Genomic DNA, 12,106 nt, shown 5'->3' on the forward strand with positions numbered 1-12,106 from the left:
GGTAGGAGGAATAACGGTGGAATATGTCGATCCTATAAGAGACATAAATAAAATTCTTGCCATAAAAAAGAATTTACGAAATCAGTCATCAAGGGATCTATTGTTATTTGTATTAGGAATTAATACAGGGATTAGAGTGCATGATTTGCTTTCCCTAAAAGTTTGTGATGTTTGGGATGGAACATATGTGAAAGAGTTTCTTTATATAAGTGATGAAAAAAGCGAGGAAAAGAAGGGCTTTTACATTAATAATCAAGTAAAAATGGCACTTGAAAATTATTTAGCAAATTCAAAATTACAAGATTGTGATTACCTTTTTAAATCCAAGAAAAATAACCTGCCTATTACGCGTCAGCAGGCTTATCGAATTATTAATCAAGCGGCAAAAGAAGTGGGGATCAGCGGGAAAATAGGAACGCACACACTGAGGAAAACCTTTGGCTATCACGCATACAGTAAGGGCATTGCTATTTCTATATTAATGTCGATCTATAATCATCATACTCCAGCAGAAACCTTACGCTATATTGGAATTGAGAAGAACGAAAAGCAGTTAATAAAAGTAGATGTGAATTTATAAATACAATAAAAAGGCTCTTCCCTTTACAAATGAGTAAGTGGAAGAGCATATATCATTCATCATCATCTATGTCCAGCGGTTCAATCATTCGAACATGCTTTAGTTCCTTCACAATGTCTTCTGTTACATTTACTTGCAGTGTCTCTTTATCTCTCATAAATTTAAATACGCCATTATTAAAATCTGTTCCATGGTCCTTAAAGAAAATTCCTTCAAATTCAACATCTTTCGTATAGTTAAAGCTTAAACGATAAACTTCTCCTTCTCTCGTCAGATACGCACGGACCCCTTTTTCAAACTGCCCCTCTTGGTCTCTTAGTGCACGAGAAACGGAAATAAGATGTAAGTCTACGAAAGGGATTTCACGTAATAATGAGTTTATGATGGACCCCTTTGCAATTTGCTCCCATCGGCTCTGGGCTGTCTGGCCTAAAATAATTTGAGTTATTTTCTTTTCTCTTGCGATTTCAGCTATCACTTTTGCGATTGGCCGTTTTTCATTATCTTTTAAGATAAATTCCTCTGCATTATGCTGTTCAGCTAACTGCTTCCATCTTGTAATATAATCTGATTTTTCGGCATCCAGCTCATCAAAAGGCAAACGATCAATGGTTAGGATATATAGTGGACAATCAAGCATATGCGCTATATTACATCCACGCTGAATGAGCCGTTCACCATTTGGCCCATAATAGACGCAGACGAGGATGCTTTCGTCCATACGTCCTTTGAATTTCTTCATTTAATACTCACCTCAAAGTTAGATGAAATTTAGGCGGCACGGTTAGACTATGTATGACTATAGCTTATGCACTCGTTTCAGTCAATATCAACCACTGGTAATTTAACAAAATACAATTTTTTTAGACTAAATGGTCAGGAGGGGGGATTTGATGTCCTGGTTACACCTTATGATATTCATCCCATTTGTTTTTGCTATCTTTGTCCCATTTGTTTATAAATGGCTTTCTGGAAGAGTGCATACCGGCTGGTTTGTTCTTGCTGCACCTTTAGCAGTCTTTCTATATTTATTAAAGTATATTCCTTCTATTTCAAAGGGGGAAACCATTCGCTTAGACCTTCCCTGGATGCCATCATTAGGAATAAATTATACCGCTTATATCGACGGGCTAAGCCTGATTTTTGGTTTATTAATCACCGGTGTTGGTGCGCTAGTTGTTTTGTATTCGATTTATTATATGTCGAAGGAAAGAGAAGCACTTCATAACTTTTATGTTTATATGCTGTTATTCATGGGAGCTATGCTTGGGCTTGTAGTCTCAGATAATATATTGGTTTTATATGTTTTTTGGGAGTTAACAAGCATTTCATCGTTCTTATTAATTGCTTACTGGTATCAGCGGAAGAATTCACGAAATGGTGCCCAGAAGTCGATGTTAATTACCATCTTTGGCGGTCTTGCCATGCTGGCAGGATTGATTATGCTTTCAATGATGGCGGACACATACAGCATACGTGAAATGGTTGAGCATGCAAATCGTATAACAGAGCATCATCTTTTTCTGCCTGCGATGATTCTTATTCTTTTAGGTGCATTTACGAAATCTGCACAATTTCCATTCAGTATATGGCTGCCAGATGCGATGGAAGCACCTACTCCAATAAGTGCCTATTTACATTCTGCAACGATGGTTAAGGCAGGCATTTATTTAGTAGCCCGAATGACTCCTGTTTTTGGAGGAATCGCTGAATGGTTTTGGATTGTATCAGGCATTGGATTAATTACCTTATTGTATGGTTCGGTTAACGCTGTAAATCAAAAGGATTTAAAAGGATTATTAGCATATTCGACAATTAGTCAATTAGGATTGATCATGAGCCTTCTTGGAATCGGTTCGGCTTCTATGTATTTTGGGTTTGGAGATGAATCATCAGTATATGCTTTTGCTGTCTTAGCAGCACTTTTTCACTTAATTAATCACTCCACCTTTAAAGGGAGTTTGTTCATGATTGTCGGTATAATCGACCATGAAACTGGGACGCGTGATATTCGGAAATTAGGCGGGCTAATGAGTCTCATGCCTATATCATTTACATTAACAATCATCGGAAGCTTTGCAATGGCAGGACTGCCGCCTTTTAATGGGTTTTTAAGCAAAGAAATGTTCTTTACAAGTGTCCTGACGGTTTTCGAATCACCAGTGTTTGGAATGAAGAGCTTAGGATTGCTATTTCCAGTTATCGCATGGTCAGCGAGTGTATTTACATTTATTTATTGCATGATTCTCGTATTTAAAACATTTATGGGTAAACACCGTCCTGAAAGACTGGATAAGGAAGCGCATGAAGCACCGATTGGCATGCTGATTCCACCGATCATTCTTAGCTGTTTAGTCATTGTTATTTTCTTTTTCCCTAATATAATCTCAGATCATTTGCTGCAGCCTGCTTTGACTTCAGTTCTCCCGCAATTTGCTGGAGCAGGCGGGATTGAGGTCAAAATTACCCCTTGGCATGGGTGGAGTACGGAGCTATTTATGACAATAGGTGTAGTTGGTTTTGGTGTGATTATGTATCGTTCTATTAAAAAATGGTCCCCGCTTTATGGCTATTATCCGCAGGCACTAACGTTAAATGGAATGTATAACCATTTGCTTGCAGGTATGGAAAAAATCTCGCTGAAACTGACAAAACAATATATGACTGGTTTTGTCCGAGATTATTTAGTGTATATTTTTACGTTTTTGATCTTTTTGCTTGGATGGTCGCTTTGGTTATCGAACGATCTCTCGTTTGATTTATCAAATAATGCACCCATTCACCTATATGAAGGCGGGGTTATTGTCGCGATGCTTATTGCTGCCCTCACTGTGCTTTTTTCTAAATCTAGATTTACAGCGATTATTGCTGTCGGTGCATTAGGATATCTTGTCTCTCTTTTCTTTGTCATTTTCCGTGCACCAGATCTAGCATTAACACAGTTAGTTGTTGAAACAGTGACAGCAGCGTTATTCCTATTATGCTTTTACCATTTACCAGAGCTGCGTAAGGAAAAAAGCAGTATTCCGTTCAAATTAACCAATTTATTTGTATCACTGGGAGTAGGAACAGTCTTTACTTTCATTGCATTATCAGCGAATAATCATCGGCTTTTTGAATCGATTTCTGGTTACTTTGAAGATTCCTATACACTAGCCGGTGCGAAAAATATCGTTAACGCCATTCTTGTTGACTTCCGTGGCTTAGATACCATGCTAGAAATTCTTGTGCTTTGTATTGCGGGGCTCGGCGTTTACACACTAATAAAGCTTCAATTAGCTGGGAGGGAGAAGAAATGAAACCGAACGATGTCATTCTACATTCAGTAACAAAGGTAGCGGTCTTTATTATTTTGACGTTTTCCATTTACCTTTTTTTCGGAGGCCATCATAATCCTGGCGGTGGGTTTATCGGAGGGCTTAGCGTAGCCTCAGGGTTAGTTCTTCTTTATCTAACCTTTGATATTGAAACGGTTAGAAGAAATATCCCAGTTGATTTTAAAAAAGTGGCAGCCTTTGGAGTATTAATTGCCATCTTTACAGGAGCGAGTTCTTTATTGTTTGATAAGCCCTTTTTAAATCAAGCCTATGGCTATTTTAATCTTCCTATTTTCGGAAAGACTGAGCTAGCAACTGCAGTTATATTTGATGTTGGTGTTGCCCTAGCGGTTATTGGAACAGCAGTAACAATTATCTTAAGCATAAGTGAGGATGGATAAAATGGAAACATCAATGTCTATTCTTATAGGAGTTCTTTTTACAATAGGAACCTATTTAATTTTGACGAAGAGTTTGCTTCGGATCATTTTAGGAACATCCATTATTAGTCATGGTGTGAATTTGCTTATTCTTACAATGGGCGGTTTAAAGAAAGGTGGTCCTCCATTGTTAGGCCAGCATGACACTACATTTACAGATTCATTGCCTCAGGCACTTATTTTAACGGCGATCGTGATAAATTTTGCAGTCACTGCACTATTTCTAGTACTCAGCTACCGAACGTATAAAACATTAGGGACTGATAATTTGGATCAATTAAGGGGAATGGAAGATGAATAATACTGTTATACTGCCAATCATTATTCCTGTCATAGCAGGTCTAATAATGGTCATCTTTAGAAAAAATATTCGTTTTCAGCGGCTGTTTAGTATCATTGCCATTCTTATAGTAGGTACTGTATCTATCTTATTGATGAACCAAATTAGAAATGAAGGAATACAGACACTTCAGGCAGGTGGCTGGGAAGCCCCATTTGGCATTACGATTGTAGCTGATATGTTTTCTGCTATCCTTCTTCTTACGACGAGTATAGTTGCTTTTTTCTGTTTAATCTTTGCCTTTTCATCTATTGGGAGAGAGAGGGAAGAGCATTATTTCTATCCCATGTTTTTATTTCTGATTTCAGGTGTATGTGGGTCGTTTTTGACAGGGGACTTATTCAATTTATTTGTCTGTTTTGAGGTCATGCTGATTTCATCTTATGTACTAATCTCTTTAGGCGGTACGAAGCTCCAGCTTAGGGAGTCAGTCAAGTACATTTTAATTAATGTCATTTCATCCTCCTTGTTTTTAATTGCCATCGCTTATTTATATGCAATAACAGGTACCTTGAATTTAGCGCATCTTTCTTTGCGTGTCGCTGAGGCGGGACAGGACGGACTCATGACAACGGTTGCCTTTTTGTTTTTAATCGTGTTTAGCATGAAAGCGGCTCTTTTCCTTTTCTTTTGGCTTCCAGGTTCATATAGTGCACCGCCGACAGCTGTTGCTGCTATATTTGCTGCCTTACTGACAAAGGTAGGAATTTATGCGATTTTCCGTCTGTTTACACTCGTGTTTTATCATGAGCCGGAAATCACCCATTTAGCTATAGGCATTCTTGGGGCAATTACAATGGTACTCGGGGCAATTGGTGCAGTAGCTTATTGGGATATAAAGAAAATATTAACCTATAATGTCATCGTCGGGGTTGGCTTCATCATCGCTGGTCTTGCTTCATTAACATCTATGGGAATGGTGGGGTCCATTTATTATCTAATCCATGACATGGTTATTAAAGCGCTTATTTTCCTATTAGGAGGGATGATCATTCATCTTACCGGAACGAGCAAGCTGAAGGAAATTAGCGGGCTTATACGGAATCATCCCTATGTGGGCTGGATGTTCTTTGTTGCTGCGCTTTCCCTTGCAGGAATCCCGCCGCTTAGCGGGTTTTTGGGGAAGGTCTTCATTACTCGAGGGACATTTGAAACAGGATACTACTGGCTTGGTGCAATTGGGCTCATTACAAGTTTAATGGTTCTTTATTCAATTATGAAAATCTTTATGAATAGCTTTTGGGGAGAAACGTATGTAAGTAAGGAAATGGAGAAGGGAACAACCAGCTTGAGCACCATGCTGCCAATCGGCTGTCTTACTGCCTTAACAATTGCTCTTGGATTGGGAGCAGAGGGTATCCATGAATACGTACAAATCGCGACTGAGAGCATGCTGAATCCGATTTTGTATATAGAGGCAGTTATGGGTGGGGATCCCATTCGTTAATAGTTGATAGTTTTCTGATGACCATGGAAAGGAGGGGGTACCATTGCCCATTCAAGTCTTAATTAACCTATTTATCGCTTTTTTATGGATGTTTTTTCAAGATGAATGGAGCATCTTATCATTCATAGGCGGTTATTTAGTTGGTATCCTTGTTTTGTTTAGTATGAGGCGCTTTTTTCCCGCTTCCTTTTATATGAAACGCTTTATCTCTATTCTAAGTTTGTTTCTCTTGTTTATAAGTGAGTCAATTTCGTCAAGTATATATGTCATTCGCCAAGTAATAGGACCGAAGATCAATGTAACGCCAGGAATATTTAAGCTGGAAACAGATTTAGAAGGAGATATGGAAATAACACTTCTCGCTCTACTTCTAACTTTAACCCCTGGTTCAGTGGTTATGGAGATTTCCTCAGATAATAGGATTTTTTACATTCATGGGTTGAACTTGCCAGAATCTGAGCATGCTGTCATTCAATCGAAAATTAAATATGAGAAAGCCATAAAGGAGGTAACCCGATAATGTTCAAATTATTTTTAATGGGATGTTTATTTTTTATCACTCTCTCCATTATCGCAGCACTCTATCGTGCTGTAAAAGGTCCTTCTAAGCCTGATCGTGTGATGGCGTTAGATAATATTGGAATCAACCTTTTGGCAGGTGTGGCTATTCTTTCTATTCTCCTTCATACACATGCATTTTTAGATATTATTCTCTTGCTGGGGATTCTTTCCTTTGTTGGCACAATCGCCTTTGCTAGATACATTGAAAGGGGTGTTGTCATTGAACGCAAACATGCTGAGTGAAATCATTGTCTCCATTTTAATTTTTATCGGAACGGCATTTAGTTTTCTAAGTGCAATTGGTTTAATCCGCCTGCCTGATGTTTATACTCGTGCACATGCGGCATCAAAGAGCACGAGTATAGGGGTTCTTTGTATATTATTTGGGACTTTTCTTTATTTTTTACTGACCGAGGGATACGTGAGCATTAGATTAATACTAGGAATCTTTTTTGTGTTTTTAACCTCGCCGGTCGTAGCGCATTTGTTAAACCGGGCGGCGTATCGTTCACATGTAGAGCTTGCGAAGGAAAGCATTCAAGATGACTTGAAGGAATATATAAAAAGAACTGAATCATAAATATGGAATCAATATTCCTGAAAAAGAAGCAAATAATCTGCTGGATTATTTGCTTCTTTTTTATCTGGCCTGAATGAAGACTACACACATATCATCTTCAGCGTTTGCTTGCTGCTTTTTGGATAAAAGATGATCAATGGGCTGCAAATTATCGGTTTCGGTCCAATAGACTGACGCTTTTTCCTTTAGAAACTCATATCCATTTTCCTCGTATTTTTCAATTGAATCTTCCACTCCATCTGTGCAAAGCAGAAGCTGAACAGAGTCAGAATAGGAAATAACTGTTTTACTAATTTGGATTTCCTCAAAAAATCCTACAGCGCATGTATTGCTGGCTAGCTCTTTTATCTCGTTGCTGTCAATTAAGGCAAATCCAGTTGGATGGCCGGCATTTACATATTCAATGCACTTCTTCTTCGTATCTAGAACAAGATAGATAGCTGTGAAGTAGTAGGGGATCTGCTGATTACGCTGATTTAGTGAATTCATCCATCGATTGAGCTCCTTCATGACATATTCTGGATCAGAACCTGATGTGATCGCATCTCTTAAGACAGAAGATATAAACATGCACACGAGTGAGGCGGATATCCCATGTCCCATCATATCAAGCTGGATAGCAGCATAGCGGTCTTCATCAAGTTTTTGCCAATAATACATATCACCTGCAAGCTTATATGCGGGCAAATAGGAGGCTGTTAATAATAGGTTTTCTTTTTTTACAGGTTCACTTAAAAGGCTCGTCTGTACCTTCATAGAGAGGTCAAGCTCATTTCGGATTTTCTCATCCCTCTCGATATGCCAGTCTTTTTCATATTTCAATCTTAATGCAACTCGAATCCTTGCTAGAAGCTCTGTTTTATTAATTGGCTTCATTACATAATCGATTCCTCCGGCATCAAGCGCTTCTACGACTTTGTTAGAATCTTCAAGCGCAGTTACAAAAATGACAGGGATATCTTTAAGATGAGGTATTTGCTGAAGACGTCTGCAGGCTTCAATGCCATCCATTTCAGGCATCATAATATCCATTAATATAATGTCTGCCTGCATAGGCAATGGCGGCTTTTGCTGGAAGTAAGCAAACAATTCCTTAGCGGATGTGAGTGATAGATAATTGTCGTACCCGGCACGCTTTAGAATATTTTCAATAACAAACAAATTTGATTGATTGTCATCTACTATTAAAATCCCCATGAGTTTATGCTTCCTTTCTCAATTTCCTGTATGAAATGTAAAAATACGGTTGAATTAGATACTATCATTATATTTTAAAACAGCCTCCATCCGTTAGGGATTCGCTTAAAAACAATTCGTTTGGCATGGAGGTAAGTATTATTCAAATTGATTTATTCAAGAATATAGGTAATTACTCATAGTGTGAAGAATTTTTGTCCATTCTATATAAACAAATGTGTTTATACAGGAGAAAAACTCTTGATTATTTTCTGAATAGGAGTAAAATTAAGATTAAATTTTTTAGAGATTAGGAGATGTATGGATGAAAGTCGTGAAGTTTGGTGGCTCCTCTTTAGCAACTGGAAAACAGCTTGAGAAGGTATTTCAGATTATTCAATCCGATTCAGAAAGAAAGATTATTGTTGTTTCAGCACCAGGAAAGAGGTTTGCCGCAGATCATAAGGTGACAGATTTATTAATTGAATGTGCAGAGCAATGCTTATTAAATAATGACCCGATAGAATGGGTTGAAAGGGTAATAGAAAGATATTCCTCTATAGCATTTGAATTGCAGCTTCCTAGTGAGATTGTTAGGATCATTGAAGATGATTTATCAGCGAGGCTGACCGGAGACAGAAGCAAGCCAAGCCAGTTCATAGATTTAATAAAAGCGAGCGGGGAAGATAATCATGCAAAGCTGATAGCAGCTTATTTTCAAAATCAGGGAGTGGAAGCCCATTACGTGAATCCAAAGGATGCTGGTCTATTTGTCAGTGCAGATCCAGGGAATGCCCAAGTCCTTCCCGAGTCCTATGATTTGCTTTATTCTCTTCGTGAACGTTCTGGTATATTAATTTTTCCAGGATTTTTTGGATATAGCAAGGAAGGGGATGTGTATACTTTTTCTCGCAGCGGGTCGGATGTGACAGGTTCTATTCTTGCCAGCGGGCTTAAAGCAGACCTATATGAAAATTTTACAGATGTAGATGCTGTTTATTCGGTTAATCCATCCATCGTTAGCCGGCCAAAGGAGGTTAAAGAGTTAACCTATAGGGAAATGCGTGAACTTTCCTATGCAGGATTTACGGTACTTCATGATGAGGCGCTTGTTCCAGCATTTAAGGCAGGCATTCCTGTGCAAATTAAGAATACGAATAACCCATCAGCACCTGGTACAAGGATTGTGTCTGAACGGGATAATACAAATGGACCGGTTATTGGCATTGCCAGTGACCAAGGATTTTGCAGCATTTATGTCAGTAAATATTTAATGAATAGAGAGGTTGGATTTGGAAGAAAGCTTTTAGCTATATTAGAAAGCTTCGGATTATCGTATGAGCATATTCCCTCAGGCATTGATGATGTCTCCATTATTTTAAGGGAAAACCAATTTAGTCCGCTGATGGAAAAGGAAATAAAAGAACGGATTGAAACAGAGCTTCACACAGATGAGGTAGTAATCGAGCGGGGTCTTGCTTTAATCATGGTCGTTGGAGAAGGGATGCGCCACAATATCGGAACGACGGCAAGAGCTTCAAAAGCATTAGCAAATGCGAACGTTAATATCGAAATGATTAATCAGGGCTCATCTGAGGTCAGTATGATGTTTGGAGTAAAGGAAATTGATGAAAAGCGAGCAGTGCAGGCACTTTATGAGGAGTTTTTTGCTGCTGTGACGGTATAAGCTGCCGAACTGTAAGTAGTATGTCTTGTGAAAATAGGCTTTGACTAATGGATTGGCAATAAAAAAATTTTAAGGCTGCGATAATTTATATTATAATAGGGAAGTCGGCTGAAAAAGCCGGCTTTTTTCCGTTTTTGCCTAGCAAAATAGGTTATAAAATTATTAGTTTGTTTTTCAGAAAGTGGTGGAAATATGAATAAATGGTTTTCATCGATAACAGTATTTTCTTCTGTTCAATGGCTGTTTTTTATTTTTGCAAATACAGTCATGATTCCGATATCTGTGGCAAATGCCTTTCACCTGCCACATGAAACGATGGCGATGATGCTGAAAGTTTCACTTGTCTTTACAGGTCTTGCATGTATATTGCAGGGCTGGAAAGGACATCGTTATCCCCTAATGGAAGGTCATTCAGGTTTAATGTGGGGACTAATTCTTAACTTAGGCTTATCAGCCTCTTCACTTGGAATGAGTTATTCTTCCATTGGCGGAGGGATTGCCACTGGGGTCCTTTTGGCTTGTCTAGTGACAATTATTCTTGCAGCTTTCAATGGTATTTCTCTTTTGCAATCAATCTTTAGTCCGATGGTAATGTCGGTTTATTTATTTCTATTAACCTTTCAGCTCGTTTTTATCTTTTTTAAAGGAATGCTGAAAGTTACAGAGCAAGGAACGATTGACATACCTGTTAGCCTTTTTTCCGTTGGGATTGTCATATTGGTGAGTCTAATAAAATTAAAGGGCAATACAGTCATCAGTAATTTTTCAATTTTAATAGGTTTGATTATTGGATGGGGGCTGTATGAATTAATCTTTTTTAATCAAGCAGATTCAGTCACACAAGCTTCTGGTTTTGCTTTTACATTATTCCCATTAGGAAATCCGAATCTAGAGGTTGGAATCATAGCAGTAGCTTTTTTTGCTGGAATGTTAAATTTAAGCAATACGATTGCTTCCATAAGTGCTGCGCAAAAGCTTTTTAATAGTAAGGCATCTGAGAAGCAGTACCGTCATTCTATTTTTATAACCTGTATTTTTTCTGTTGTAGGGACAGGCTTTGGACTCGTTCCATTCACGCCATTTACTTCTTCAATCGGATTCTTGCAAAGCACACGGATATTAGAAAAGAAGCCACTTTACATTGGCGGCGCACTTCTCGCAGTTATTGGACTAATTCCTGCATTAGGATCATTATTAGCGTCAATGCCTATTACCGTTGGGAATGCAGTCCTGTTTGTTGCGTACTTGCAGTTGTTTGGTACGGCGTTTGGCAGTTTGAATGGAAAAGAGTTTAACTCAAATACAATCTTTCGTCTGGCTGCTCCAGTTCTCATTGGCATCAGTTTAATGAACGTCTCGCCATCCCTTTTCAAGAACCTGCCTGTACTCATCCAGCCATTTATCTCAAATGGCCTAATAATGGGGGTACTTCTATCCATCTTATTAGAAAAATGTATTAACTGGTCTGCCTTCGAACAGGTGCCAGGCGGCATGCGTGGGCAGAAGCTATAAGTTTGATCGCTTGTGGTGGACAAAAAAGTTGATGCTTTTGTGATAGCGGGCTCTCATAAGAAAATAGCAATGGAAACCTTATGCATTGAAGTTCAGTATAAAAAGGGCAGGGGAATTTTGTTAAATCCCCCTGCCTTTTTTTATATTCTTCATAAAGATAACTACATATGAAGGATAGATATTGATCGGTTAGCTTGTAAAAAGTCCTTCATCAAGGTTATGAAGTCTCGATCATGTCCGGATAGCTTGTAAAAAGTCCCTCATCAAGGTTATGAAAGTCCAATCATGTCCGGTTAGCTTGTAAAGAGTTCTTTATCAAGGAAATGAAAGCCCGAATTCGGTGGGATAGCTTGAAAAGAGTCCATCATCAAGGTTATGAAGGCCAATTCATGTTCGAATACTAGTAAAAAGTCCTTCATCAAGGTTATGAAGTCCCGATCATGTCCGGATAGCTTGTAAAAAGTCC

At 38.4% G+C, this 12,106-nt stretch carries 12 protein-coding genes; 10 read left to right on the forward strand and 2 right to left on the reverse strand.

The annotated features are described in order from the left end of the window. Positions 1 to 16: 16 nt before the first annotated feature. A complete protein-coding gene (locus C1726_RS09545) occupies positions 17 to 580 on the forward strand; it encodes a tyrosine-type recombinase/integrase (protein ID WP_102272917.1) in 564 nt (187 codons plus the stop codon). Positions 581 to 632: 52 nt separating this feature from the next. Here C1726_RS09545 and C1726_RS09550 read toward each other — a convergent pair whose 3' ends face one another. Next, positions 633 to 1,322: a universal stress protein gene (locus C1726_RS09550; RefSeq protein WP_102272918.1), complete on the reverse strand. Its 690-nt coding sequence runs from the start codon at positions 1,320 to 1,322 to the stop codon at positions 633 to 635. A 151-nt stretch (positions 1,323 to 1,473) separates the two neighbouring features. On the opposite strand from C1726_RS09550, the gene C1726_RS09555 reads away from it, so the two are divergent. Genes C1726_RS09555 through mnhG form a run of 7 tightly spaced genes read left to right on the forward strand, consistent with a single transcriptional unit; the run spans position 1,474 to position 7,265 of the window. Further along, entirely contained in the window at positions 1,474 to 3,879 is a 2,406-nt protein-coding gene (locus C1726_RS09555) for a Na+/H+ antiporter subunit A (protein WP_102272919.1), read from the forward strand. Continuing rightward, positions 3,876 to 4,298 carry a Na(+)/H(+) antiporter subunit B gene (locus C1726_RS09560; protein ID WP_102272920.1) on the forward strand — a complete coding sequence of 141 codons (423 nt, stop codon included), beginning with the start codon at positions 3,876 to 3,878 and terminating at the stop codon, positions 4,296 to 4,298. The genes C1726_RS09555 and C1726_RS09560 overlap by 4 nt, the downstream gene beginning before the upstream one ends. Position 4,299: 1 nt before the next feature. After that, positions 4,300 to 4,638 carry a Na(+)/H(+) antiporter subunit C gene (locus tag C1726_RS09565; RefSeq protein ID WP_102272921.1) on the forward strand — a complete coding sequence of 113 codons (339 nt, stop codon included), beginning with the start codon at positions 4,300 to 4,302 and terminating at the stop codon, positions 4,636 to 4,638. Continuing rightward, positions 4,631 to 6,124, forward strand: a complete 1,494-nt coding sequence (locus C1726_RS09570; protein ID WP_102272922.1) for a Na+/H+ antiporter subunit D — start codon at positions 4,631 to 4,633, stop codon at positions 6,122 to 6,124. Before C1726_RS09565 ends, C1726_RS09570 begins: the two co-directional genes overlap by 8 nt. A 43-nt stretch (positions 6,125 to 6,167) precedes the next feature. Continuing rightward, a complete protein-coding gene (locus C1726_RS09575; RefSeq protein ID WP_102272923.1) occupies positions 6,168 to 6,644 on the forward strand; it encodes a Na+/H+ antiporter subunit E in 477 nt (158 codons plus the stop codon). Further along, a complete protein-coding gene (locus C1726_RS09580) occupies positions 6,644 to 6,928 on the forward strand; it encodes a Na(+)/H(+) antiporter subunit F1 (protein ID WP_102272924.1) in 285 nt (94 codons plus the stop codon). The genes C1726_RS09575 and C1726_RS09580 overlap by 1 nt, the downstream gene beginning before the upstream one ends. After that, a complete protein-coding gene (gene mnhG / locus C1726_RS09585) occupies positions 6,918 to 7,265 on the forward strand; it encodes a monovalent cation/H(+) antiporter subunit G (RefSeq protein ID WP_180968169.1) in 348 nt (115 codons plus the stop codon). Before C1726_RS09580 ends, mnhG begins: the two co-directional genes overlap by 11 nt. A 60-nt stretch (positions 7,266 to 7,325) precedes the next feature. On the opposite strand, the gene C1726_RS09590 is transcribed toward mnhG, so the two are convergent. Then, a complete protein-coding gene (locus C1726_RS09590) occupies positions 7,326 to 8,462 on the reverse strand; it encodes a SpoIIE family protein phosphatase (protein ID WP_102272926.1) in 1,137 nt (378 codons plus the stop codon). A 304-nt stretch (positions 8,463 to 8,766) separates the two neighbouring features. Here C1726_RS09590 and C1726_RS09595 point away from each other — a divergent pair, with 304 nt between their 5' ends. Both C1726_RS09595 and C1726_RS09600 read left to right on the forward strand, forming a co-directional pair. Then, a complete protein-coding gene (locus C1726_RS09595; RefSeq protein ID WP_102272927.1) occupies positions 8,767 to 10,128 on the forward strand; it encodes an aspartate kinase in 1,362 nt (453 codons plus the stop codon). A 192-nt stretch (positions 10,129 to 10,320) separates the two neighbouring features. Further along, complete coding sequence (locus C1726_RS09600; RefSeq protein ID WP_102272928.1) at positions 10,321 to 11,640, forward strand: uracil/xanthine transporter; 1,320 nt, start codon at positions 10,321 to 10,323, stop codon at positions 11,638 to 11,640. The last annotated feature ends 466 nt before the right edge of the window (positions 11,641 to 12,106 follow it).

It is taken from the genome of Cytobacillus massiliigabonensis (genome assembly GCF_900199725.1).
In the GTDB taxonomy this organism is placed as follows: Bacteria; Bacillota; Bacilli; order Bacillales; family Cytobacillaceae; genus Cytobacillus; species Cytobacillus massiliigabonensis.

Coding starts and splice junctions, on each gene's coding strand:
- C1726_RS09595 (WP_102272927.1), top strand. CDS start 8,767: ATGAAAGTCGTGAAGTTTGGTGGCTCCTCTTTAGCAACTGGAAAACAG.
- C1726_RS09600 (WP_102272928.1), top strand. CDS start 10,321: ATGAATAAATGGTTTTCATCGATAACAGTATTTTCTTCTGTTCAATGG.
- C1726_RS09560 (WP_102272920.1), top strand. CDS start 3,876: ATGAAACCGAACGATGTCATTCTACATTCAGTAACAAAGGTAGCGGTC.
- C1726_RS09555 (WP_102272919.1), top strand. CDS start 1,474: ATGTCCTGGTTACACCTTATGATATTCATCCCATTTGTTTTTGCTATC.
- C1726_RS09580 (WP_102272924.1), top strand. CDS start 6,644: ATGTTCAAATTATTTTTAATGGGATGTTTATTTTTTATCACTCTCTCC.
- C1726_RS09565 (WP_102272921.1), top strand. CDS start 4,300: ATGGAAACATCAATGTCTATTCTTATAGGAGTTCTTTTTACAATAGGA.
- C1726_RS09550 (WP_102272918.1), bottom strand. CDS start 1,322: ATGAAGAAATTCAAAGGACGTATGGACGAAAGCATCCTCGTCTGCGTC.
- C1726_RS09590 (WP_102272926.1), bottom strand. CDS start 8,462: ATGGGGATTTTAATAGTAGATGACAATCAATCAAATTTGTTTGTTATT.
- C1726_RS09570 (WP_102272922.1), top strand. CDS start 4,631: ATGAATAATACTGTTATACTGCCAATCATTATTCCTGTCATAGCAGGT.
- mnhG (WP_180968169.1), top strand. CDS start 6,918: ATGCTGAGTGAAATCATTGTCTCCATTTTAATTTTTATCGGAACGGCA.